This window comes from Arthrobacter terricola (genome assembly GCF_004354015.1).
Classification (GTDB): domain Bacteria; phylum Actinomycetota; class Actinomycetes; order Actinomycetales; family Micrococcaceae; genus Arthrobacter; species Arthrobacter terricola.
The window spans coordinates 1-24309 of sequence record NZ_SMRU01000003.1 but is presented as its reverse complement, the minus strand read 5'-3'; the positions used below and the strand labels follow the sequence as shown (position 1 = coordinate 24309).

The window sequence follows — 24309 nt, the reverse complement described above, 5'->3', positions numbered from 1 at the left end:
CCCTCATGGCACTCCTTCTCTACCGTCTTGGCAAGTTTTCCTATCGCCACCGCTGGCTGGTGATTTCCCTTTGGCTCGCCGTCCTCGTGGCCGTCGGCGGCTCCGCGGCAGCCTTCCACGGCACAATGTCCAACAACTTCCAAATCCCCGGCACAGAGACCCAGCAAATGCTGGACAAGCTCAAAAAGGAACTGCCGGCATCCGCCGGCGGCAGCGCGGGGATCGTCTTCGAGGCCGGCGATTCCGGATTCACTCAAGCAGGCAAGGACGCAGTCGCCACAGCCCTCGCAAGCCTGGAAAAGCTCCCGGATGTGCAATCCACGGTCAATCCCTTCACCACCCAGGCGCAATTGGACCAAGCGCCCGCACAAATAGCTGCCGGCGAACAGAAAACCGCCGCCGGACAGGCACAACTTGACCAAGCCAAGGCTAAGCTCGACGCCGGCGACGCCCAGGTCAAAGCAGCCGAGCAGCAAATGCTTGCCGCCGGCATGCCCGCAGCCCAGGTGCAAGCCCAGCTCGCTTCGAAGAAGGCCGAATTAGCGGCCGGCCGCCAGCAATACGAAGCCGGTGAGAAGCAGGCCGCCGACGGAGCCGCCCAGCTGGCCTCGGCAAAGCGCCAGGCCGCCGCCTCCCAAGGCATGCGGTTTGTCTCCGAGGACGGCAAGGCGGCAATCGCCCAGGTCCAATTCAAAACCTCCATCAACGGCTTGACCCCGGCTGTCCGGCAGCAGGTCCAGGACATCGTCCACAGTGTCTCGTCCGCGGGCGTCACCGCCCTTGCCAGCAAGGAGATCACCGAGGACGTCTCCCAGATCTTCGGAGTTGCGGAAGTCATCGGCATCGCCGTTGCCGCGATTGCCCTCATCGTCATGCTGGGCACGCTCGTCGCAGCCGGCCTGCCCCTCCTCATGGCGATCGTCGGCGTGGCGGTCGGCGTGGGCGGGACCTTCGCCCTCACCGGCGTGATCGACATGAGTTCCATCTCCCCCATGCTCGCCCTCATGCTGGGACTCGCCGTCGGCATCGACTACTCCCTGTTCATCGTCAACCGGCACCGGGGCCAAATGCTGGCCGGAATGGACGCCGAAGAATCAGTGGCACTCGCCACGGGCACTTCGGGCAACGCCGTCCTGTTCGCCGGCCTGACGGTAGTCATCGCCTTGGCAGCACTCGTGGTTCCCGGACTCCCGTTCCTCGCCATCATGGGCCTGTCGGCCGCCGCGACGGTGGCAGTCGCCGTCGTCGTTTCCCTGACCTTGACGCCCGCCATCCTTTCGCTCGTGGGCCGCAGGCTCATCTCGAAGCGGGCTTGGGCGCGGGCCGCGCGGCACAACGCGGAACCGGGCAATGCCTCGGCGGACCGCGTGCAGGAACTGCGCCGCAGCAACCGGGGCTGGGGCGGTCTCGTGACGCGTCACCCGGTCGCATCCCTGCTGGCCGGCGTTGTGTTGCTGGGCGTGCTCGCGCTTCCGGCCTCGCAATTGCGCCTCGCCCTGCCCGACGGCGGTTCGGAACCGGTCGATTCGCAAGCGTTCAAAGCCTACGACCTCACCCGGACGAGCTTCGGCGAAGGAATGACCGGACCGATCGTGGTGGTCGGCACCTTCCCCGCCGGGCTCAGCGAGGAGCAAGCGAAGACGAAGCAATACGATGTCGCCGAGCAGCTGCGCGGCGTGGCGAACGTTGTCGCCGCCGTTCCAGTGGCGCTCAGTGACGACCATCGCACCGCCGTCTTCCAGGTCATCCCGAAGGACGGACCGGCAAGCGCCAGCACCGTCCAGGTGGTCTCCGAACTGCGCGCTAAAGGCGCTGACATCCAGCAAGCGACAGGCGCCACCATCGGCCTCACAGGACAGACGGCCGGCAACATCGACGTCTCCACGAAACTCGGCGCAGCCTTGCCGCCGTACTTGGCGATCGTCGTCGGGCTCTCGCTGGTCCTGCTCCTGCTGGTGTTCCGCTCGATCGTGGTCCCGCTGCTCGCCACGGGCGGTTTCCTGCTCTCACTCGCGGCAGCGTTCGGCGCTGTGGTCGCGGTTTACCAGTGGGGCTGGCTGGGAACGGTGTTCGACGTCGCCAACCCGGGCGCGGTCCTGAGCTTCCTGCCCATCATCCTGATTGGCGTCCTCTTCGGCCTCGCGATGGACTACCAGGTATTCATCACGTCCGGCATGCGCGAATCGTTCATGCACGGAGAGGACGCCAAGCAGGCCGTGCGAAGCGGCTTCAGCCATGCCTCGGCCGTGGTCACTGCCGCCGCGATCATCATGGTGAGCGTGTTTTCCGGCTTCATTTTCAGCCACCTGACCATGGTCCGGCCGCTGGGATTCGCCATGGCGTTCGGCGTGCTCGTGGACGCGTTCGTCGTGCGGATGACCATCGTTCCGGCCGTCATGTACCTCTTGGGCGAAAAGGCCTGGTGGCTGCCGCGCTGGTTGTCCCGGATCCTTCCGGACGTCGACGTCGAAGGCGCCAACCTCGAGCGCACGACGGCGGCAGCCGGCGCCAAGGAACTGGTCCACTGACGCCGGGGTGCTGAAGCGACGTGCGGCCGGGTATTACGCTGGATCCGTGACCCGATTGATCTTGGCATCCCAGTCCCCGGCCCGCACGAAGCTCCTCACCGAGGCCGGCATCCATCACGAAGTGCTCGTCTCGGACGTCGATGAGGACGCCGTCCAGGCCCGCTACGGCGTAACGGATCCGCACGATACCGCCCTGCTCCTTGCCCGTGCGAAAGCCGAAGCGGTGGCCTCCTTGCCCGACGCCGAGGGTGCCTTGGTGATCGGCTGCGATTCGGTGTTCGAGTTCGACGGCGAATCCCATGGCAAGCCGTACACCGTGGAGGTCGCGAAGGAGCGCATGGCCCGGATGAGCGGGTCCAAAGGCGTCCTTCACACCGGACACTGGTTGGTGGACTGCCGCGAAACCGCGGCCGACGTCGACGACGACGACGAGCCCACCGAGGGCACCGGCGCGACAGTCGGCGCGGTGTCCAGTGCCGAAGTCCACTTCGCAGAGATGAGCGAACAGGACATCGATGCCTATATCGCCACTGGCGAGCCGCTCCACTGCGCCGGCTCGTTCACGATCGACGGCTTGGGCGGGGCCTTCATCCGCAAGGTCGACGGCGACCCCCACGCCGTCGTCGGGCTGTCCATTTCGACGCTTCGCGACCTCCTGGGCCACGCGAACGTGGGGATCACCGAACTCTGGACGCAGGACGGCTCCAACACCTGCCAATAATGGCGCCGTAAGGGCGCGCGAATGCCCTCAAATTGAACAATTCGCCGTGATATTGTTCACGTGGACTGGACTCCGAGGGATTGCAGCATGGCAGCCAGTCACCTGCCGATACTGGGGGCAGAATTCCTCGCTACACCGTGGTCTCAAGGGGGTCCAGGATGAGTCCTGCTATTTTTGCGTCCAGTTCGGAGGGACGGCGGTCCTCGCTGTCCCACAAGATACAGCTTTCAACTTTGGGTCTGCTGCTCGCTGTCGCCGCGACCGGATGCACAGCGTCCAACGGCAGCACGGATACCGGCACATTCAGCGCTTGCCTCAACACCCAACAGGGAACCATCAGCTCGGTTTCCCAAGGAACCGCTAAGAAGACCTGTAGCGACGGCGCCGTGGCGGTTTCGTGGGGCAAAGACGCCAATGTCTCCATTCCAGGTGCTACTGGCGCGCCGGGCCCGACCGGCGCCACCGGGCCGCAAGGTCCGGCCGGAGCACCGGGCCCGCAAGGAGAGACTGGCCCGCAAGGAGAAACCGGGGCTACGGGTGCCATCGGCGCCGACGGTGCCGCAGGCCCGCAGGGTGCCAAGGGTGACACGGGCGCGGCTGGAGCAACCGGTGCCCAAGGCGTCAAGGGCGACACAGGCGCCCAAGGCGCCACCGGAGCAACCGGTGCCCAAGGCGTCAAGGGCGACACAGGCGCCCAAGGCGCCACCGGAGCAACCGGTGCCCAAGGCGTCAAGGGCGACACAGGCGCCCAAGGCGCCACCGGAGCAACCGGTGCCCAAGGCGCGCAAGGTATCCAAGGTATCAAGGGCGACACCGGAGCAACCGGCGCGCAAGGCGTCAAGGGCGACACAGGCGCCCAAGGTGCCACCGGAGCAACCGGTGCACAGGGTGACCCGGGAGCAACCGGCGCCCAAGGCGCAACCGGTGCCCAAGGCGCGCAAGGTATCCAAGGCGTCAAGGGCGACACCGGAGCCACTGGCGCCAATGGGCTTCCCGGAACCGACGGCAACAGCGTCCTAAGCGGGTTAGGCGCACCGACTGCCGGACTCGGCAAAGACGGGGATTTTTACCTCAACCTCTCTGACTACAAGATGTACGGACCTAAGTTCCTGGGCACGTGGCCAGGAACCGGGCAGTCCCTTATCGGACCGGCGGGTCCCATCGGCCCTCAAGGCCCCACCGGCGCAACTGGAGCCACCGGCGCAACAGGGGCCCAAGGCGCGGCGGGCACAAATGGGGCCACGGGTGCTACTGGCGCTCAGGGTGTCCAGGGCATTGCCGGCCTTGATGGGCCGCCTCCGGTCTTTACCGGATCCGTGCGATTCATCGATCCCTCCGATACCACCGGGTACCTGCCCCTTTCCGGCAGCTCGGGCATCGCTACAGTCGAGTCCGACGCCGAGGTTGTCATGCCTCGGGCCGGAACAATCAAGGGGCTGACGGCGAACGTCACCAGCGGCCCTGCTGTAACCGTGACAGTGATGGTGAACGGCTCAGCCTCGGCGTTGACTTGCTCCATCGCGGCGGCGGGCACCACGTGCAGTGACGGGGCTGACACAGCCGCAGTCGCTGCGGGCCAGAGCGTGAGCATCAAGGTAACCCATGCCAACGGAGTCGCTGTCCGGAATCTCCGGTTCTCGCTCGGCTTCAACGCGGGCTGAAAATGGACATCCCATACAAGCTCAGCCGCCGGACTCTCCTGATCGGCGGGGCAGGGGCCGTCGTCCTGGCCGCAGCGGGTCCGCTCACGTCCCAGGCCTCGGAACCGGATGTGTTCACCCTGGCCAGTTGGACGCCCTTGCTTGGCCGACAGCTGGCGGCGGGCACCGCCGTCGTTCGCTTGGAAACTGTGGAGGATCTCAGGCGCGCGCCGCGCCCCGGGGAACACGTGGATCCCGCGGAACGGTTCCGGCTGGGCTTCAGCCTGGTCACCGGAGCGTTCCCGCTGGAAACCATCACCATCAGCCATCCCAAGAGTGGGGCGGTCAACCTCTTCATTACCCACAGCGAGGGCAAAGCCACCGCTGTCATCGACAGGAGGGGCGCAAGTCTGTTGCCGCCAACAGCCGCGGCCCCCAGTAGCAAAGGACCGAACTCATGAGTGAACCGTTTCTCGGCGAGATCCGGCTTGTTGGATTCAACTTCGCACCAACTGGCTGGGCATTGTGCAACGGCCAGATCATGTCGATCTCGCAGAACACCGCCCTCTTTGCCTTGCTCGGCACCATGTACGGCGGTAACGGAGTATCAACCTTCGCCCTCCCCAATTTGCAGGGGCGTGCGGCGCTGCACAACGGCCAAGGACCTGGGCTCTCCAACTACTCCCAAGGCCAGGTCGGGGGAACGGAAACGACCACCCTGCTCACTTCGAACCTTCCGCCGCACACTCACCCCGGAATGTTCGCCTCGACTAACGAGACCACAGACCGGCCCTCCGCGGGCATGGCGCCCGCCCCGGGCGGTTCTTACGGACCACCTGACTCTGGCGTGCCATTGGCGCCAACCCAGGCCAGTGGGAGCGGACTCCCCTTCAACACGATGCAACCGTACCTGGTGCTCAACTACATCATTGCGCTGCAGGGGATCTTCCCATCGAGGAGCTAAGGGGCACCACCACGCCCGGGGAACTCGCGGTTCGGTTCCGCTCCCCTGAGGACCGCGACGCCGCTTTCCTCCTGGATCTCTTCACATCAGCTGCGCCTGGGCGGGATTTTCTCCCGACCCCATTGCTGGAGATGCAACAACAGGCGCAACATCAGCAGTGGTCGGAGCTGTGGAGCAGCAAGGGTAACGTCGTTGTAGAGTTCGACGGCGTGCCTGCCGGCAGGATCTGGACTGCTTGGGGAACGAGTGACGTCCGGTTGGTAGACATCACCCTCTTACCGGCATTTCGAGGCGCCGGACTGGGTGGCCGACTGCTCGGCAACATATGCGAGGCAGCCAACATCGCGGGACTGGATGTTCGGCTGACAGTCGCGCGCGACAATACTGCAGCCCTGGCCCTGTACCAGCGGAGCGGCTTCGTGATGGAAGAGGCCGGAGCCGTATTTCTGTCATTGTGCAGATGGCATGAGCCAACAGCCGTGGTCGTGCACGAGTTGTAGCAACCCTACAAAGACAGGGCTCCTCACACACGGAATCCCCCATCAATATGGGCGGAACCCTCAAAATCGCGCTAGGCTCCCTGAAGGACAGAAGGAGTCAACTTGTCAGCTAATCCGGCGCAGCCCATTTCCAGCCCCCTCACCAAGGTCTTGGTCGCCAACCGAGGCGAGATCGCGGTCCGCATCATCCGCGCGGCCAGGGACGAAGGCATCGCCTCCGTGGCCGTCTACGCGGACCCGGACCGCGACGCCCTGCACGTGAAATTGGCGGACGAAGCGTACGCGCTGGGCGGCAATACGGCCGCGGAGTCGTACCTCGTCATGGACAAGTTGATTGAGGTCGCCAAGCAGTCGGGCGCTGACGCCATCCACCCCGGTTACGGCTTCCTCGCCGAGAACGCAGAGTTCGCCGCGAAGGTCATCGACGCCGGCATCACCTGGATCGGTCCCTCGCCGGAGGCCATTTCCGCCCTGGGTGACAAGGTGCAGGCCCGCCACATCGCCGAGAAGGTCGGTGCTCCCCTGGTTCCCGGCACCGCGGACCCCGTGGAGTCGGCCGACGAGATCCTCGCCTTCGCCAAGGAGCACGGCCTTCCCATCGCTATCAAGGCCGCATACGGCGGCGGCGGGCGTGGCATCAAGGTAGCCCGGACAATCGAAGAAATTCCTGAACTTTTCGAGTCCGCGGTGCGTGAAGCTGTTGCCGCCTTTGGCCGCGGCGAGTGCTTCATCGAACGCTTCCTCGACTCCCCGCGGCACGTCGAGACCCAGTGCCTGGCCGACGCCTACGGCAACGTGGTTGTGGTTTCCACCCGCGACTGCTCGCTCCAGCGCCGGAACCAGAAGCTCGTGGAAGAGGCTCCGGCTCCGTTCCTGACCGCCGAGCAGAACCAGCGCCTCTACGAGTCCTCCAAGGCCATCCTGAAAGAAGCGGGCTACCTCGGCGCCGGAACGTGTGAATTCCTCGTGGGCCAGGACGGCATCATTTCCTTCCTCGAGGTCAACACGCGCCTCCAGGTGGAGCACTGTGTGTCGGAGGAAGTCACGGGCATCGACCTCGTCCGTGAACAGTTCCGCGTCGCCCGCGGCGAGGAACTCGGTTACGGCGACCCCGAAGTCCGCGGACACTCCTTCGAGTTCCGCATCACCGGCGAAGACCCGGGACGGAATTTCATGCCGGCACCGGGTACCATCACCACTTTGAAGAACCCCACCGGCCCGGGCGTCCGCATCGACTCGGGTGTTGAACAGGGTGACGTCATCAGCGGGAACTTCGACTCGATGTTGTCCAAGCTGATCGTCACCGGTGCGAGCCGTGAGCAGGCCTTGCAGCGTTCGCGGCGGGCCCTGGAGGAGATGGTGGTCGAGGGCATCCCCACTGTCATCCCGTTCGACCTCGCCGTCGTGAGCGATCCCGCTTTCGCTCCTGCGGAGGGTCCGTTCAAGGTGCACACCCGCTGGATCGAAACCGAGTTCACCACCGTCATCCCTGCGTGGACCGCCAACGGAACCGCGCCGGAGGCCCCCGACGCCGGAGAGCGGCAACGCGTCGTCGTCGAGGTCGGTGGCAAGCGGCTGGAGGTCGTGCTTCCCGCGACGCTCGGAACGGTTGCCGTTGGCGGAGGCTCAGCCTCGAATGGCGGAGCGAAGACCAAGAAGCGCTCCCGCTCGGCAGGTGCCACCGCCGCCACGGCGGGCGGCAACGCGTTGACGTCGCCCATGCAGGGCACGATCGTCAAGGTTGCAGTGTCCGACGGCGATGTGGTCGCCGAGGGCGACCTGATCGTGGTGCTCGAGGCCATGAAGATGGAACAGCCCCTTACTGCGCACAAGGCGGGCATCGTCCATGGCCTGCTGGCCAAGCCGGGCGAAACCGTCTCCGCCGGCGCCGTGATCGCGACGATCGAAGACTAGGTCAAGAGGACGCAAATAGTTCGGGCCCCGCACCATTGGTGCGGGACCCGAACTATTTAACGCCAGTCGAAGGCCCTCAGGCCGGGCCGGCTTACGCGACGTTGTTCGCGTAATCAGCGTCCTTGGTTTCCTTGGTCAGGAACAAGGCCACGAGCGTCAGCACAGCCATCGCGCTGAGGTAGATGCCCACGAGTACCGTGCTGCCCTTGGCCGCTTCCCACAGCCAGACGGCGATGAACGGAGCCACGGCTGCGCCGAGGATGCTGGAAAGGTTGTAGCTCACGGCGGAACCGGTGTAGCGCACGTTGGTGGGAAACAGTTCGGGAAGGAGCGCTCCCATGGGGCCGAACGTGAGGCCCATCAGGGTGAAACCGATGATCAGCAGGGCCATGGTTCCGGCGAATCCGCCACCGAACAACGGGACGAACAGCAGGCCGAACACCAGGATGCCGGCGGTCACGGCAAGGAGCATCTTGCGGCGGCCGAATTTTTCAGCCAGCGGACCGGCGGCGAGCGTGAAGATGCCGAAGAACACGACGCCGACAATCAGCATCCAGAGGAACTCGTTGCGGGTGTAGCCCAGGCCGGGAACAAACGCAGCAGCGGCTGCGTCGGTCATCGGCGTGCCGGCCTTCGCAGCAGCCGCCTGGGCGCCTTCGAGCGTTGGTTTGGTCCCGTAAGTCAAGGTGAACGTGGTCATCAGGTAGAACAGCACGTAGGTGGCCAGCATGATGAAGGTGCCGAGGATCAGTGGGCGCCAGCTGGTCTTGAAGACGCGGCCGATGGGCAGCTTGGCCACTTCGTTGGATTCGATCACCTTCGTGAACGCGGGAGTTTCGATGAGCTTGAGCCGCACGTAGAGGCCAAGGATGACCATGACGGCGCTCAGCAGGAACGGCACGCGCCAGCCCCACGCCTGGAAGGCTTCGGGCGTCAAGGTGTAGCTGAAAACCAGGAAGATGATGTTGGCCAGGATGAAGCCGATGGGGGCGCCCATCTGCGGGAAAGTTCCGTAGATCGCGCGCTTGTTGGCGGGTGCGTTCTCCGTTGCCAGCAAGGCAGCGCCGCTCCACTCGCCACCGAGTGCGAGGCCCTGCGCGAAACGCAAGACCACGAGGAGCGTAGGCGCGAGGAACGTCCAGCCGGCGACTTGAGCCGCGGGAAGGCAACCGATGAGGAAAGTGGCAATGCCCATGGTCAGCAATGAGGCGACCAGCGTCCCCTTGCGGCCGAACTTGTCACCGAAGTGGCCAAAGATGATCGAGCCAAGCGGGCGGGCGATGAAAGCCACACCGAACACCGCGAAGGAGCTCAACAGCTGGGTGGTCTCGTCCGCCGAGGGGAAGAAGAGCTTGGGAAAGACGAGTACGGCCGCGGTGGCGTAGACGTAGAAATCGTAGAACTCGATCGACGTGCCAATGAGGCTGGCGAAGATCACCCGTCCCCGCGGGTTCACCGGCTTGATTGACTCGCTTTCCTTGGATTCAGCGATGGAAGTCATGTAAGAGAGTGCTTTCGTTCACGCCGGCCCGGCGTCGCTGAGCCTGCCGGCAAAAAATAATTGAGAGTTCAATCATAATTGTGCTTATCCAGCAATTGGACAATTGAGTCCAGCATATGGACACTTTACAATGTCTCATTCTGTGGTCCAGGCCACACCCGAAGTTCGCCGGCCAATTCCAGCTCACCATCGCCTCACGCACTGGTGACGTACACCGATAGGCAAATGTCACAGCACGTTTACAAACAGCGACGGTCCTCGAAACGAGCTGTCCATACCGTGTAATTACATCGTCCCCACCAAGGAGGCAGTCCGTGACAGCTGATCGAGGCACCGAAATCCTCACCACCGAGCAGGCCCCCACTGCTCTCGTCCCCGAGCTCGAACACCGCCCTGGCCGCTGGATCGCCAACTGGGATGCAGAGAACAAGGAACAGTGGGAGGCCGCCGGCCGCTCCATCGCCAAGCGCAACCTGTACTGGTCGATCTTCGCCGAGTTCCTCGGCTTCGTGGTCTGGCAGCTCTGGTCGATCGTGGTGGTCCAACTCCCGGCCGCCGGCTTCAAGTTCGACACCAACCAGATCTTCTGGCTCATCTCCATTCCCAGCCTGGTCGGCGCCACCCTGCGCATCCCGTACACATTCATGGTTCCCCGCTTTGGCGGCCGCAACTGGACCATCGTCTCCGCGCTGCTGCTACTGATCCCGACGTCGGGCCTTGCGTTCTGCGTCTCGAACCCCTCAACGCCGTTCGGCATCATGCTGCTGGTAGCTGGGCTGGCAGGCTTCGGCGGCGGCAACTTCGCCAGCTCGATGGCGAACATCACATTCTTCTACCCGGCCCGCGAAAAGGGTTGGGCACTGGGACTGAACGCCGCCGGCGGAAACCTCGGTGCCGCCGTCGCGCAGTTGGTGGTTCCGATCGCCGTCACCCTCCTCGCCGCCAGTACCGTCAACCTCCCGGTCGCGGGACTCATCTGGATCCCGCTCATCCTGGTGGCCGCGTTCGGTGCGTTCAAGTACATGAACAACCTCACCAGCGCGAAAGGCGATGTGGCAGGCTCCATCGCGGCCCTGAAGGAACCGCACTTGTGGATCATGGCGTTCCTGTACATCGGCACCTTCGGTTCGTTCATCGGCTTCTCCGGCGTCTTCCCCAAGCTCATCAAGGACTATTTCCCGGCGTTCTCCGCCTTCCACGTGGGCGCGGTGGCCCTTTCGCTCGCGTTCCTCGGCCCGTTGGTCGGTTCCCTGGCCCGTCCTTATGGCGGACGCATGGCGGACCGCATGGGCGGAGCCCGGATGACCGTCACCGCCTTCGCATCCATGGCGGTCATCACACTGACCATGATCTGGACCCTTCCGCTCAAGAACTTCTGGCTCTTCCTGGTCCTGTTCCTGATGCTCTTCACGGCGAGCGGCTTTGGAAACGGTGCAACGTACCGCATGATCCCGGTCATCTTCGCAACGTCCAGCCGTGCCGCCCGCTCCGGGGCAAAGCCTGCGGAGACCGCACGGCTTGCCGCTTCCTCCCTCGGACTGATCTCAGCGATCGGTGCCTACGGCGGATTCGTCATTCCCCAGGTCCTGAACGCTTCCAGTGCGTCCGGCTCGTACACCCCCGCCTTCTACGGCTTCGTGTGCGCCTACGTGCTGATGCTGCTGGTGTGCTGGACTTTCTACCTCCGCAAGGCCAACCGCCAGGCGATGGGACACATCTAATATGCCCAATGGCGCCAACACCCACTGCCCGTATTGCGCGTTGCAGTGCGCCATGAGCCTGACCCCGGCCGCGTCCACGCAGCCGGGGTCAGGCCCCGCGCCCGCAGCCAAGGCACTTCCTGTCCTGGAAGTATCCGGGCGCGACTTCCCCACCAACCGGGGCGGGCTGTGCCGCAAGGGCTGGACATCGGCGTCGTTATTGAACCACTCCGGACGCGTCACCGAACCTCTGCTCAAGGGATCCGACGGCGTCCACAGGCCGGTCAGCTGGGACCAGGCGCTCATGCTGGTCACCGGCGCGGTAAAGCAGACCCGCGAGAAGTACGGACCCGACGCCGTCGGTGTATTCGGCGGCGGTGGCCTCACCAATGAAAAGGCCTACCAGCTCGGCAAGTTCGCACGGCTGGCGCTCGGCACCTCGCGGATCGACTACAACGGCCGCTTCTGCATGTCCTCCGCCGCGGCAGCCGGGAACCGGGCGTTCGGCGTGGACCGCGGGCTGCCCTTTCCGGTCGAGGACCTCGATTCGGCCAGCGTCATTTTCCTCCTCGGCTCAAACGTGGCCGAGACCATGCCGCCATTCGTGCAACACCTCAAGGGCGCCCGCGATTCGGGCGGGTTGATCGTTGCCGATCCCCGACGTTCCGCGACCGCGGCGTTCACAGGCGACGGCGGAGGCATCCACTTGCAGCCAACCCCCGGCACGGACCTTGCGCTTATCCTCGGGATTTCCCACGTAGTGGTCCATGAGGGACTTGCCGACACCCAGTACCTCGAGGACCGCACCAGCGGTTACACGGCGATCGTCCGCAGCCTGGCCGGGTTCTGGCCCGAGCGCGTCCAATCGATCACGGGCGTCCCCGCGACCCTCATCCGCGAAACGGCGCGCCGCCTCGCCCACGGTGCCCGCAACGGCGGAAGCTACATCCTGACGGGGCGCGGCGTCGAGCAGCACGTGGACGGCACGGACACCGCCACGGCCGCCATCAACCTCAGCCTCCTCCTCGGCCTTCCCGGATCCTCCCGCAGCGGCTACGGCACCCTGACCGGTCAGGGAAACGGCCAGGGCGGACGCGAGCACGGCCAAAAGGCCGACCAGCTCCCCGGCTACCGCAAAATCACCGATCCCGCAGCCCGCGCCCACGTCGCCGCGGTGTGGGGCGTCGACGAACGCCTCATTCCGGGTCCGGGCCTTCCGGCGGTGGAACTGCTCAAGTCCTTGGGAAAGCCCGACGGCGTCCGTTGCCTTTTCGTGCACGGCGCCAACGTGGCGGTCTCCGCACCCGACGCCAACGCCGTGATCGACGGACTGCGCAGCCTGGACTTCCTGGTGGTCTGCGATTTCTTCCTGTCCGAGACGGCGCTCGAAGCAGACCTCGTCCTGCCTGTCACGCAATGGGCCGAGGAGGAAGGCACGCTCACCAACCTTGAGGGCAGGGTCCTCCGGCGGCGGAAGGCCCTCACTCCCCCGGCCGGTGTCCGCAGTGAATTGTGGCTCATGGCCCGGCTCGCCGAATTGCTCGACGCCCCCTCCACCTTCAGCGACGATCCCGAGACGGTCTTCGAAGAACTACGACTGGCCTCATCCGGCGGCCTTGCCGACTACTCAGGCATCGACTATGCCATGCTGGACCGAGGCGAAGCCGCCTACTGGCCCTACCCCGCCGGAAGTTCAGGAACCCCGCGCCTCTTCCTGGACGGTTTCGCGCATGCCGACCGCCGCGCGGTGATGGTCCCGGTGGTTCCGGGGAAGCGCCCGGCGAGCTCCGCCGTCGTACTCTCCGACACGCAACCGTTGACGCTGGTGACGGGACGCTTGCTGGAGCACTACCAGTCCGGCGCCCAGACAAGGCGGGTGGCAGAGCTCGACGCGGCCCAGCCGGAAGCGCTTCTGCAGATCCATCCGTCGACGGCGGCCGCGAGGGGCATCTCGAGAGGCGACTTCGCGGTGGTTTCCAATGATCGCGGCGAAGTCCTCTGCAAGGTGGAGTTGAGCAACACCATTCGAACCGACACCGTCTTCCTGCCCTTCCATTTCCCCGGAGCGGGCAGCGCCAATCGGCTCACGGAAGCGGCAACGGATCCCGTCTCGGGCATGCCGGAGTTCAAATCCAGCACGGTCCGGGTGCGGAAGGCAACAGCAATCAAGGAGGCCTCGTGAGCGAGCGCATTGTGGTGGTGGGGTTCGGTCCGGTCGCGGCCCGGCTCGTCGAGGAATTGGTGCCGGCGGTGCGCAGCGGACTCGTCCAGCTGCTCGTTGTCGGGCAGGAAACCGAAGCCGCGTACAACCGAGTCATGGTCGCCGAACTCGGGGTAGGACGAACCACCGCGGACGCCCTCGCCATGGCGGACATGGATGGACTCGCGGCAGCGGGCGTCGAGGTCAGGCTGGGAGTCACGGTCAAGCGGATCGACCGGGCCCGGCAGGAAGTGGTCCTCTCCGACGGGACCAGGCCCGGCTACGACCGCTTGGTGTTCGCCACCGGCTCCCGGCCGGTCATCCCCAACCTCAGGGGCATCAACCCCGACCCCGCCCATCCCGTGCTTCCATTGGGTGTCACCGCTTTGCGCGACCTCCGCGATGCCGCGCAGCTCCGTGCCGCCGTGACTACCGGAAAACGGGTCATTGTCCTTGGCGGCGGCGTTCTTGGCCTTGAGATCGCGCTGGCCGCCGCCGAAGAGGGTGCCCGGACCACCGTGGTCCACAACGGCTCGTTTCCCCTGGGCCGCAACATCGACCGCGGCGGCGGAGCCGTTCTCGCGGCGAACCTGCGAAGCGCCGGAATCAGAATGGTGGGAAACGCCCGTTCCACGGCCGTTGAGCACAACGGGCCCGACGGCGCGTTTTCCGCGCTTGTGCTGAGCGACGGATCGCGGATTGAAGGCGACCTCCTGGTCCTGTCGTGCGGCGTGCGGCCCCGGATCGAACTGGCCGAGGGCTGCGGCCTCCCGGCTGCCACCGGAATCCTGGTGGACCACCGCCTGCGCACGTACCACGAGCCCCATATGTTCGCGATCGGAGATTGTGCCGAAGTCCGCTGCGCCGATGTCGACTGCCTTGAATGCCCCGACGCACCGGGGCCGTCCGGTCTGGTTGGCCCGGGGTGGAGGCAGGCCGAGTGGCTCGCCGAATACCTGGTGCTCCTTGCCGAGGGCGGCCAGGATGCAGCGGATGCGCATGTTCCCCTGCCGCAGGAGAAGCCCGGCGTCGTGGTCCTGAAAGCCCGCGGCATCAACCTGGCCGTCGCCGGTGACAACGCCGCAGAGCCGTGGGATGAGGAAGTGCTCACCGTTGGCGTTTCCGAAGGGAAGCCGCGCCGACAGGTTGCCCAGTGGGCCGATCCCGAGCACGGCCGCTACGTCAAGATGACCACCCGCGGTGGTGCGTTGGAAGGGCTCGTGACTGTGGGCATGCCCCGAACGGCGGCAGAGCTCGTGATGCTGTTCGAGCGCGGATCCGAACTGCCGGCCGACCGTTCGCTCCTGCTGCGCCTCGACGGTCCGGACCAACTGGATTCCCCTGCTTCACAAGATGATCCTCAGCGGACAGTGTGCCGCTGCGCGGGTGTCAGCGGTGCGAGCATCGAGGAAGCCGTGCTGGAGGGCTGCTCGTCCATACCCGAAGTTTCCAAGGCCACCCGGGCAGGGACCGGCTGCGGCGGCTGCCACAGCGACATCAAAGCGCTGATCGAAAAGCACTTTCAAGGGGTAGCTGCGTAGGGGTTGGTGCGGCTCGCAGACCCAGACCCAGCCCGCAGGACAGCTACATGTGCACGTGCAGGCGGCGCGCCGCTTCGGAGATGGATCCGGTCAGCGAGGGGTACACAGTGAAAGTGCTCGCGACGTCGTCGACGTGCAGTTTCTGCGTCACGGCGACGGAAATGGGGAAAATGAGCTCCGAGGCGTTGGGGCCGACCACGACGCCGCCGATCACCGTGCCAGAGCCCTTGCGGGCGATGATCTTGACGAAGCCGTCCTTGCTGTTGCGCATCTTGGCGCGGGCATTGCTGAGCAGGGACAACATCACCACATCGCCCTGGTACTTGCCCGATTCGAGGTCCGCCTCCGACACGCCGACCGAGGCAATCTCGGGTGAAGTGAAGATGTTGGAAGCGACTTGGTGCAGCTTGAGCGGCATGACGCCGTCGCCGAGGAAGTGGGCGATCGCGATGCGGCCCTGCATGGCTGCCACCGAGGCCAAGGCCAGGACGCCCGTGCAGTCGCCGGCCGCGTAGATGTTGGGAGCGGTGGTGCGGGAGACGCCGTCCACCTTGATGTGCCCGGACTCGGACACCGCGACGCCGGCTTCCTCCAGCCCGATGCCTGCGGTGTTGGGGATGGAGCCCACGCACACAAGGCAGTGGCTGCCCGTGACCGTGGTTCCGTCGCCCAACGTGACCTTGACCCCGGTTTCGGTGCGTTCCACCGCCTGGGCGCGCGAGCGGGACAGCACACGGACTCCACGGCGCTTGAAGACGCCTTCAAGGACCTGCGCAGCATCGGTGTCCTCGCCAGGCAGCACCTGGTCACGGCTCGAGATCAGGGTGACGTTGGAGCCAAGGCCGTTGTAGGCCGAGGCGAACTCGGCGCCCGTGACGCCGGAACCCACAACGATCAGCTCTTCGGGAAGCTCTTCGAGGTTGTAAAGCTGTGCCCAGTTGAGGATGCGTTCGCCGTCGGGCTTGGCGGTGGGCAGCTCGCGGGGGTGCGCGCCTACGGCAAGGAGGATGGCGTCCGCGGTAACGGTCTTGATGCCGCCGGAGGTGAGCACTTCGATGGTGTGGTTATCCAGGAGCTTGCCGGAACCCATGAGGATCTCGACGCCGAGGTGTTCGAGGCCCACCCGGATATCGTCGGACTGTTCCCGGGCAAGGTGCAGGACGCGGTCGTTGATGTGGCCGAGGTCCGCGCGCATGCCGGGTGCCACATCGGAGCCGTCGACGGCGAACTTGACTCCCAGTTCCCCCGCCTCGCCCACGCGGGTCATGAGGTCCGCCGTCGCGATCAGGGTTTTGGACGGGACGACGTCGGTGAGGACGGCTGAGCCGCCGAGTCCGGCCCGCTCGATGATGGTGACCCGCGCGCCCAGGGAGGCCGCGACCATGGCCGCTTCGTATCCGCCTGGACCTCCGCCCAGGATTGCGATTCGGGGGGAGCTGAAGTCAGGATGCGTGGTCACAATGATCAATTGTTACTTAATGCCGCAAACGCTGCCACTAAGCCCCACCTGAGGAGGTCTTGGCACGATAGCTTGTACTAGTGAGTAACGCTGAGCTGATCAACAAAGACCCTTTCGAAGCAGCCCGGACTGCCGCCGACTACATTGCCGCCGAAACCGGCGTCGAAACCCACGACGTCGCGCTCGTGCTCGGTTCCGGCTGGGGTGCCGCGGCGGACCTCATCGGCAGCACGACGGCGACACTCACCGCCGCGGAAGTCCCCGGCTTCTCCGCCCCGGCAGTCGAGGGCCACGTGGGAACCATCCGCTCCGTGCTGACGACGGAAGGCAAACGCGCCCTGGTCCTTGGCGCACGCACCCACTATTACGAAGGAAAAGGCGTGCGCGCCGTGGTCCATGGAGTCCGCACGGCAGCCGCAGCGGGATGCAAGACGCTGGTGGTGACCAATGGTTGTGGCGGCCTGAACGAGGCTTGGAGCCCGGGCACCCCGGTATTGATCAGCGACCACATCAACCTGACGGCGACGTCGCCGCTCGAAGGCGCCACGTTCGTCGACCTCACCGATTTGTATTCGTCGCGCATCCGCGGCTTGGCCCGCGAGGTGGATCCGACGCTCGACGAAGGTGTCTACGCACAGTTCACTGGACCGCATTACGAAACCCCGGCCGAGATCCAGTACGCCAAGCGCATCGGTGCCGACCTTGTGGGCATGTCCACCGCGTTGGAGGCGATCGCCGCCCGGCACGCGGGCATGGAGGTCTTCGGGATTTCCCTCGTGACCAACCTCGCCGCCGGCATCAGCCCGGTCCCGCTGAGCCACCAGGAAGTCATCGAAGCGGGCGAGGCGGCAAGCGCACGCATTTCGCGGCTCTTGGCGGACATCATCGCTAAGCTCTGAGGTAACCTTGGGCCATATTTTGAGTTACTCCGAATATCGCCCTGCACCGCTGGTACCATCGCTTCAAGCTCAAATGTGACGCCCGACACTAGCCCGACTACCTGGAAAGGATCGCCGATGAAGACGCGTGCTTCTTTTCGGCTGTTCCGGACCGGGTTGATCGGCGCCATTATCCTCGGCCTGTCTGCCGGCGGCCACCTCGCCGCGGGCGGTCGCTTGCCCGAGCCCGCGGTACTCGCAGCACTCTGCGCCCTGACGATGGTTCCCGTGGCCGTGCTGACCCGGTTCCGCTTGTCGTTCCCCGTCCTCCTGGCCTTGCTTGGAGCCGGGCAGGCCTGGCTTCACTGGTCCTTCGACGCCTTTTCCACCATGTCGATGCCGTCATCAGCCACTATGGCCGCGGCTTCGGTGCACGGCGGGCACACGCCGGCGTCCCTCGTCGCAGGTTCGCTTGAAGCAGTGTTCCCAACCCATGGAGTGGACGACGGCGGCCTCATGTTGGCGGCACACGTCGCCGCAACGCTCGGCACGGCTTTGGTGCTGGCCCGGGGCGAACGCGCCCTGTGGGCCGTGGCCCATTGGTTGCGGCCGCTGGTGCAACTTCCCGAGCCGTGCCGCCTCGGCCCGGTCGAACGCCGTGCCACTTTCCTGGCTTCGTACATCATCCCAGCCAGCCGGCTGGGGTTGCAGCTGCCTTCCCGCAGGGGACCTCCGGCCATGATCGCCGCCGCCTGAACGCAGCCCCTTTCACCTGACTCGGGACCAAGACGGGCGGCCATCACGCCTCACGGGTGCGCAAAGCGCTCCCGCCCTTGACAGTCCCCATTTTGTGAAAGGCACTTCTGCCATGAAAACCGTAACCAGCCGTACCCTCAAGACCACGTCAGCCGCCCTTATGGCCGCCGGCCTGCTCGCCTTCGGCGTCTCTGCCGCCTCGGCCCACGTAACCGTCGACCCGGATGACCCCGCAGCCGGTGGATACACGCACCTGACCTTCAACATGCCCAACGAGTCCGCCACGGCCAAGAGCAACAAGCTCGAGGTGTCCCTGCCGGCGGATTCACCGTTCAACTCGGTGTCCGTGAAGCCCGTCGATGGTTGGACGGCACAGCTCGTCACCACTACGCTCCCCAAGCCGATCACGGTTGACGGAGCCACCGTCACGAAAGCCGTGACCTCCGTAGTCTGGACCGCCGACGCGGCCCACGAAATCGGCCAGAACCAATACCAATCGTTCTCCATCTCGGTGGGCGTCCTCCCGAAGGAAGGCACGACCATCTCCATGCCGGCGACCCAGACGTACACGGACGGCACCGTCGTCAAGTGGGACGAGAAGGCAGTCGATGGCCAGCCCGAGCCCGAGCACCCCGCACCCTCCTTCGTGACCACCGCAGAGGACGCTCCGACGTCGGCGTCTCCCAGCGCCACCGCGGCTCCCGCGGCCGCCCCGGTAGCGTCGTCGTCGAATGACGCCGGATCGACGGCGGGCTGGTTCGGGCTCGCCGCCGGCCTGGTGGGCCTCGCCGCGGGCGTGACCGCCTTGGCACGCACGCGACCGGCCGCCGGAAAGGCCGCCGCGAACGCTGGATCCGCTGCTTCCAACGCCGCCCCGAAGGAACCGTCGGCCAAGTAGCCGCGAGGACCAAACCTCTTCCATTTCACAGGAGCCCACGCCGTCCATTCGGCGTGGGTCCCTTTGGCCTACCCTGCAGCCTCCCGCGAGGCGGTTGAGGCTGCCTTCTACTGTGAAAGATCAACGATGACTCTCTTGACTGACCGTCTTGCGCCAAGGCAGGACGCACCTCCATCACTACGTCCCGATTCGCCGCCGGCCGCTGGCACGGGCTGGTTCCGCGCTTTCTTGCTCCGGGTGCATTTCTACGCCGGCATCCTTGCCGCTCCGTTCCTGTTCGTCGCAGCGGTAACCGGCGGCTTGTACGCCATGACACCGCAACTGGAACAAGTGATCTACGACCACGAACTGCACGTTCCCGCTGTCGCGCATCCACTACCGCTCTCGTCCCAGGTCCAGGCCGCGACAAGCCGCGTCGGCGGGGCCACGCCGGTGTCGGTCCGGCCGGCGCCCGGCCCGGAAGACACCACCCGGGTGCTCTTCGCCGATCCCACCCTGGGCGGGTCCCAATATCGGACGCTGTTCGTCGACCCCGGGACTGGCGAAATCCGCGGCGACCTCCCCACCTACGGAAGCAGCGGCGCCATGCCGCTGCGGACCTTCATCGACAACCTCCACCGTTCCCTGAACCTCGGCGAGCCGGGCCGCATTTACAGCGAACTCGCGGCGTCCTGGCTCTGGGTGGTCGCCTTGGGCGGCCTGGTCCTGTGGGTGGACAGGGTACGACGGCGGCGGGCCGGCAAGGCGCCGAAGAAGCCGGAGTCGCGCCGGGCGAGGACCGTGTGGCTTCACGGAACCGTGGGCACGGTATTCCTCGCCGCGTTCGTGTTCCTCTCAGCGACAGGCCTGACGTGGTCCGGACAAGCGGGTGCCAACATCGGCACCTTGCGCACCGCTTTGGGGTGGGACACGCCCAGCGTCTCGACGGCCCTGAGCGGTTCCGCAACCGTGTCTTCGGGTGAACACGCCGGCCATGGCGGTTCACCGTCCTCGTCCGCGGCCATAGACCCTGCCGCATACGACACCGTCCTAAAGATCGCCCGGGCGGACATCATCACGGCGCCCATGGTCGATATCAAGCCTCCCGCCAAACCGGGCAAGGCTTGGACTGTCACGGAGGCGGGCCGGGAATGGCCTGGAACCGCTAGCGCCGTCGCCGTCGATGCTGCCTCGGGCACCGTTACCAGCCGCGCGGACTTCAACGATTTCAGCCTCGCGGCGAAGCTGACCCGCTGGACCATCGCGGCCCACATGGGACTGCTCTTCGGACTGACTAATCAGCTGGCCCTCCTCGCGGTCGCGGTGGGCCTCACTGCGATGGTGGTTTGGGGCTATGTGATGTGGTGGCGGCGTCGTCCGACCCGCGGGAGCGTGTGGGCGTTCGGCCGTCCGGCTCCCCGCGGCGCGTTCCTTCGCGGGCACTGGGCCGGCGTCCTCGCGGCCATCACGGCCATGGTGGTCCTTGGCCTCTTCCTGCCGGTGTTCGGGTGGTCGCTCCTGGCGTTCGTCATCCTTGACACCGCTGTCGGCGCCATGAAACGACGCCGTGCGCGCCTCAACCAGGTAACCTGACCGGCCAAGTTAGCTAGATGACCGAGTCGAGGACTGTGACGGTTGACACAGTCCTCGACTCGGCATCGATCCCCAATGACGATAGTTTTATCCCTATGACATCAAGCGATGCCGAAACTGAAAAGCTGATTGCAGAGGCCACCGAATGGGCTGCCCAGGACCCGGATCCGGTCACGGCTGCGGCCCTTACCGAGCTCACCAGCCTCGCCTCCAGGGGTGTCGCGGCAGCGCGCCAACAGCTTGAGGACAGCTTCAACGGAACCCTCCAGTTCGGCACTGCGGGACTGCGCGCCGCCCTCGGCCCCGGACCCAACAGGATGAACCGTGTGGTGGTGCGGCGTGCAGCGGCCGGCTTGGCGGCGTTCCTCAACGAAGCAGTAGGCGCGGCGTCTCCCGGAACCCGGCCACGCGCCGTCGTCGGCTTTGATGCGAGGCACAACTCGGACATTTTCGCGAACGAATCGGCAGCCATCCTCACCGCAGCGGGAATCGAGACGTTCCTGATGCCATCCGCGCTCCCGACCCCGCTGCTCGCCTACGCCGTCCGCGCCCTCGATTGCGACGGCGGCGTCATGGTGACTGCCAGCCACAACCCACCGCAGGACAACGGATACAAGGTGTACCTGGGCGGCCGCGCAGTGGAAGAAAGCGGCAACGGTTCCCAAATCGTGTCACCCGACGATGCCCGGATCGCCGCGGCCATCGCGGCAGTGGGCCCTTTGGAGTCCATCGCCCTTGCGGAATCGGGGTGGACCGTGCTTTCCGACTCGATCAGGAAAGACTACGAGTCCGCCATCGCGGGCCTCGCCGACACCGCGAAATTCCCCGCGCGGGACGTGAAGATCGTGCTGACCCCCATGCACGGCGTGGGCGGCGAAACGGCCGTGTCTGTGCTGGAAGCCGCGGGCTTCAAAGACGTCACCTTGGTGGAGGAACAATCAACGCCGGATCCGGATTTTCCCACCGTCAGCTTCCCCAACCCCGAAGAACCCGGTGCGTTGGACCTGGCCCTTGAAGCCGCCGCCCGTACCGGTGCGGACATCGTGCTGGCCAACGACCCCGACGCCGACCGGGCGGCTGTGGCGGCGCAGGACCCCGATTCGGGGGCGTGGCGGATGCTGCGCGGCGACGAGGTGGGCGCCTTGCTTGGCGCGCATGCCGTGGCCCGGCACGCGGCCGGCGAAGCCAGCCAAACTGATGTAACGCCGGGCCTCGCGCCCAGGAAGGGTGTTTTCGCCAATTCCATCGTCTCCTCCAGGCTCCTTTCCCGCATTGCCGCGGGTGCTGGCTTTGCCCATGAGGAAACCCTGACCGGGTTCAAGTGGATTTCGAGGGTTCCCGGGCTCGTCTACGGTTACGAAGAAGCCTTGGGATACTGCGTTGCCCCGGACTTGGTGAGGGACAAAGACGGCATCTCCGCTTCCTTGCTCATCGCCGAACTCGCCGCTGCAGCCAAGGCCGAAGGGAAGACGATCTTCGACACCTTGGACGAGATCTACCTGGTGCACGGCCTGCACGCGAGCGACCAACTCAGCATCCGGGTGGCGGACCTTGGCTTGCTGGACGCCATGATGAACCGGCTCCGGGCAGATCCTCCCGAGTCTTTCGGCGGGTCCGCGATCGAGGCCGTGACCGACCTGGCGGAGGGAAGCGAGCACCTCCCGCCAACGGACGGGCTCCTCTACCTGACCCGGGACCAGAGCCGCGTCATCATCCGGCCGAGCGGCACGGAGCCAAAGCTGAAGTGCTACCTCGAAGTCATCAAACCGGTGGGTTCCGCGGCCGAGCTCGCGGAAACCCGGAGTGCGGCGCGGACCACGCTGGACCACATCCTGGCCGACGTGCGCGAGGCTTTGGGACTCTAAAAACAATGTGTCCGGCTCGTAAAAGAGTCCTCACACGCTGCGAAATCTAATCGTGACCCAGAAGTTAAGGTCACGAAACAAACGGGAAACTGAGGTGAAACTGCCCCTCCGTACGCTGAAGTGACAAGTTGCGGAGCACATTCTGCGGCGTACGCGAAAGGCCACCAGTGACCGGACACACATCCATCCCAGACAACCAGCGCCGTATTGTCGTTGCCGGTGGAGGCCCTGCCGCCCACCGTTTTGCCGACGCGATGCACACCCGCGGTCTTGAGGGCTGGCACGTGACGGTCCTGGCGGAAGAGGCACACCTCCCCTACGACCGCGTCGCGTTGAGCAAGGCCCTCACGCAGATGGACCACGACCTTACTTTGGGCGACACGTCCATGTGGGACCACGCTTCGCTGGACCTGCGGACCGGTGAGCGCGTCACCAAGATCAACACTGGTGAGAAGACAGTGGAAACGTCCGCTGGAAACAGCTACGCCTATGACCACCTGGTTGTCGCCACCGGTTCCGACGCCGCGCAACTTCCCTTCCCGGGCAGTGAACTCGCCCATGTGTACCGGACGCTGGAAGACGTGTGGGGCATCAACAAAGCCGTTGCCGAACTCAGCGAAAGGCTCGGTCGTCCGGCGAAGACGGTCACCATCGGTGGCGGGCTCCTTGGCCTCGAAGCGGCGGCAGGCACCGTGGAACTCGGCGCCGAAGCCGCGGTCATCAACGGCTCCCGCTGGCTCATGAATGCCCAGTTGGACGAAGGCGCGGGCCAGGCACTTGGCAGGCTCGTCACCGCGAAGGGGCTCGAGGTCCTGACCGGCACCTACCCTGCCGAAGTGCTTTCCGACGACGACGGCCAGGTCACCGGCGTCCTGATGAAGGACGGGCGGACCATCCCGGCCGACATGGTCATCGCATCGATCGGCATCCGTCCGCGCGATGAACTCTTCCGCGCACCGGAAGGCGAGGTATCCGTGTTCGAACTGGGCGAAAAGGGCGGTGTGGTCATCAATGACCACTGTGCGACGTCTGTCCCCGGGGTGTGGGCGATTGGTGAGGTGGCGAACTTCGGCGGGATGTGCCTGGGCCTGGTGGCCCCGGCGAACACGATGGCCGAGATCGTCGCGGACCGCCTGCACGGCGGTCAAGCGACCTTCCCGGGCTTTGACACCGCGACCAAGCTCAAGCTCTCCGGCGTGGACGTGGCCAGCTTCGGGGACGCGTTCGCCAAGACCGAGCACGCCCTGGAAATCGTCTACGCCGACCCCGCCCGCGGCGTCTACCAGAAAATCGTCACCACCGACGACGCCAAAACCCTCCTGGGCGGCATCTTCGTCGGCGACGCGACCCCGTACATGAGCCTGCGCCCGCTGCTGGGCCGGGAACTCCCCGCCGAACCCGGCGCCTACCTCACCGCCGCCGGCGGCGGTGACGCCCCCGAAACCGAACTGCCCGATGACGCGATCCTGTGCTCGTGCAACAACGTCGCCGCCGGATCCATCCGCGACGCGATCAACGGCTGCGGGTCCTGCGAGGGCAACGCCCCGGTGCAGGAACTGGGCGAACTGAAGACCTGCACCCGCGCGGGCACGCAGTGCGGCTCGTGCGTGCCGATGCTCAAGAAGCTCCTCGAAGGGGAACTGAAGAAGTCCGGGATCGAGGTCTCCAAGGC

18 protein-coding genes are annotated in these 24309 nt (G+C 65.6%); 16 read left to right on the top strand and 2 right to left on the bottom strand.

Annotation, left to right across the window (positions count from 1 at the left end; all coding sequences use genetic code 11):
- Positions 1-5 precede the first annotated feature (5 nt).
- The 7 genes from E1809_RS03065 (at position 6) to E1809_RS03035 (ending at position 8267) form a co-directional block, all read left to right on the top strand.
- On the top strand, positions 6-2528 hold the full coding sequence (locus tag E1809_RS03065) for an MMPL family transporter (RefSeq protein WP_133202764.1): 2523 nt from the start codon (positions 6-8) through the stop codon (positions 2526-2528).
- A gap of 46 nt (positions 2529-2574) precedes the next feature.
- Positions 2575-3249, top strand: coding sequence for a Maf family protein (locus tag E1809_RS03060; protein WP_133202763.1), 675 nt, complete (start codon positions 2575-2577; stop codon positions 3247-3249).
- 158 nt (positions 3250-3407) lie between these two features.
- The gene (locus tag E1809_RS27285; RefSeq protein ID WP_133202762.1) at positions 3408-4910 is read left to right on the top strand and encodes a collagen-like domain-containing protein; all 1503 of its coding nucleotides are present in this window, start codon (positions 3408-3410) and stop codon (positions 4908-4910) included.
- A 2-nt stretch (positions 4911-4912) separates the two neighbouring features.
- Positions 4913-5350 carry a hypothetical protein gene (locus E1809_RS03050; RefSeq protein ID WP_133202761.1) on the top strand — a complete coding sequence of 146 codons (438 nt, stop codon included), beginning with the start codon at positions 4913-4915 and terminating at the stop codon, positions 5348-5350.
- Positions 5347-5853, top strand: coding sequence for a phage tail protein (locus E1809_RS03045; protein ID WP_133202760.1), 507 nt, complete (start codon positions 5347-5349; stop codon positions 5851-5853). The genes E1809_RS03050 and E1809_RS03045 overlap by 4 nt, the downstream gene beginning before the upstream one ends.
- A 131-nt stretch (positions 5854-5984) precedes the next feature.
- Positions 5985-6353 (top strand): GNAT family N-acetyltransferase, encoded by a 369-nt coding sequence (locus E1809_RS03040; protein ID WP_133202759.1) that lies wholly within the window; start codon positions 5985-5987, stop codon positions 6351-6353.
- A 102-nt stretch (positions 6354-6455) separates the two neighbouring features.
- The gene (locus E1809_RS03035; protein ID WP_133202758.1) at positions 6456-8267 is read left to right on the top strand and encodes an acetyl/propionyl/methylcrotonyl-CoA carboxylase subunit alpha; all 1812 of its coding nucleotides are present in this window, start codon (positions 6456-6458) and stop codon (positions 8265-8267) included.
- A gap of 91 nt (positions 8268-8358) precedes the next feature.
- On the opposite strand, the gene E1809_RS03030 is transcribed toward E1809_RS03035, so the two are convergent.
- Positions 8359-9768: an MFS transporter gene (locus E1809_RS03030; protein WP_133202757.1), complete on the bottom strand. Its 1410-nt coding sequence runs from the start codon at positions 9766-9768 to the stop codon at positions 8359-8361.
- Positions 9769-10082: 314 nt separating this feature from the next.
- Here E1809_RS03030 and E1809_RS03025 point away from each other — a divergent pair, with 314 nt between their 5' ends.
- Genes E1809_RS03025 through E1809_RS03015 form a run of 3 tightly spaced genes read left to right on the top strand, consistent with a single transcriptional unit; the run spans position 10083 to position 15209 of the window.
- A complete protein-coding gene (locus tag E1809_RS03025) occupies positions 10083-11489 on the top strand; it encodes an MFS transporter (RefSeq protein WP_133202756.1) in 1407 nt (468 codons plus the stop codon).
- A gap of 1 nt (position 11490) precedes the next feature.
- Complete coding sequence (locus E1809_RS03020) at positions 11491-13650, top strand: molybdopterin oxidoreductase family protein (protein ID WP_133202755.1); 2160 nt, start codon at positions 11491-11493, stop codon at positions 13648-13650.
- Complete coding sequence (locus E1809_RS03015; RefSeq protein ID WP_133202754.1) at positions 13647-15209, top strand: FAD-dependent oxidoreductase; 1563 nt, start codon at positions 13647-13649, stop codon at positions 15207-15209. The genes E1809_RS03020 and E1809_RS03015 overlap by 4 nt, the downstream gene beginning before the upstream one ends.
- Positions 15210-15252: 43 nt before the next feature.
- Here the strand turns inward: E1809_RS03015 and E1809_RS03010 are convergent, their stop codons facing one another.
- Positions 15253-16668, bottom strand: coding sequence for an NAD(P)H-quinone dehydrogenase (locus E1809_RS03010; RefSeq protein WP_133202753.1), 1416 nt, complete (start codon positions 16666-16668; stop codon positions 15253-15255).
- A 98-nt stretch (positions 16669-16766) separates the two neighbouring features.
- Between E1809_RS03010 and E1809_RS03005 the strand changes: the two genes are divergently transcribed.
- The 6 genes from E1809_RS03005 to E1809_RS02980 form a co-directional block, all read left to right on the top strand.
- Complete coding sequence (locus E1809_RS03005) at positions 16767-17567, top strand: purine-nucleoside phosphorylase (RefSeq protein WP_374102665.1); 801 nt, start codon at positions 16767-16769, stop codon at positions 17565-17567.
- Between the two features lie 117 nt (positions 17568-17684).
- Entirely contained in the window at positions 17685-18302 is a 618-nt protein-coding gene (locus E1809_RS03000; protein ID WP_133202751.1) for a hypothetical protein, read from the top strand.
- A 112-nt stretch (positions 18303-18414) separates the two neighbouring features.
- On the top strand, positions 18415-19200 hold the full coding sequence (locus tag E1809_RS02995) for a YcnI family copper-binding membrane protein (protein WP_133202750.1): 786 nt from the start codon (positions 18415-18417) through the stop codon (positions 19198-19200).
- 126 nt (positions 19201-19326) lie between these two features.
- Positions 19327-20772 carry a PepSY-associated TM helix domain-containing protein gene (locus tag E1809_RS02990; protein WP_133202749.1) on the top strand — a complete coding sequence of 482 codons (1446 nt, stop codon included), beginning with the start codon at positions 19327-19329 and terminating at the stop codon, positions 20770-20772.
- 95 nt (positions 20773-20867) lie between these two features.
- Complete coding sequence (locus E1809_RS02985) at positions 20868-22637, top strand: phospho-sugar mutase (RefSeq protein ID WP_133202748.1); 1770 nt, start codon at positions 20868-20870, stop codon at positions 22635-22637.
- A gap of 167 nt (positions 22638-22804) precedes the next feature.
- The coding region (locus E1809_RS02980; RefSeq protein ID WP_133202747.1) for an FAD-dependent oxidoreductase at positions 22805-24309 on the top strand (1505 nt) is incomplete at its 3' end.

Excerpts from the sequence above, each read along its gene's own strand:
- E1809_RS03000 (WP_133202751.1), top strand. The coding sequence starts at position 17,685 with ATGAAGACGCGTGCTTCTTTTCGGCTGTTCCGGACCGGGTTGATCGGC.
- E1809_RS03020 (WP_133202755.1), top strand. The coding sequence starts at position 11,491 with ATGCCCAATGGCGCCAACACCCACTGCCCGTATTGCGCGTTGCAGTGC.
- E1809_RS02990 (WP_133202749.1), top strand. The coding sequence starts at position 19,327 with ATGACTCTCTTGACTGACCGTCTTGCGCCAAGGCAGGACGCACCTCCA.
- E1809_RS03065 (WP_133202764.1), top strand. The coding sequence starts at position 6 with ATGGCACTCCTTCTCTACCGTCTTGGCAAGTTTTCCTATCGCCACCGC.
- E1809_RS02995 (WP_133202750.1), top strand. The coding sequence starts at position 18,415 with ATGAAAACCGTAACCAGCCGTACCCTCAAGACCACGTCAGCCGCCCTT.
- E1809_RS03050 (WP_133202761.1), top strand. The coding sequence starts at position 4,913 with ATGGACATCCCATACAAGCTCAGCCGCCGGACTCTCCTGATCGGCGGG.
- E1809_RS03040 (WP_133202759.1), top strand. The coding sequence starts at position 5,985 with ATGCAACAACAGGCGCAACATCAGCAGTGGTCGGAGCTGTGGAGCAGC.
- E1809_RS02985 (WP_133202748.1), top strand. The coding sequence starts at position 20,868 with ATGACATCAAGCGATGCCGAAACTGAAAAGCTGATTGCAGAGGCCACC.
- E1809_RS27285 (WP_133202762.1), top strand. The coding sequence starts at position 3,408 with ATGAGTCCTGCTATTTTTGCGTCCAGTTCGGAGGGACGGCGGTCCTCG.
- E1809_RS03045 (WP_133202760.1), top strand. The coding sequence starts at position 5,347 with ATGAGTGAACCGTTTCTCGGCGAGATCCGGCTTGTTGGATTCAACTTC.
- E1809_RS03030 (WP_133202757.1), bottom strand. The coding sequence starts at position 9,768 with ATGACTTCCATCGCTGAATCCAAGGAAAGCGAGTCAATCAAGCCGGTG.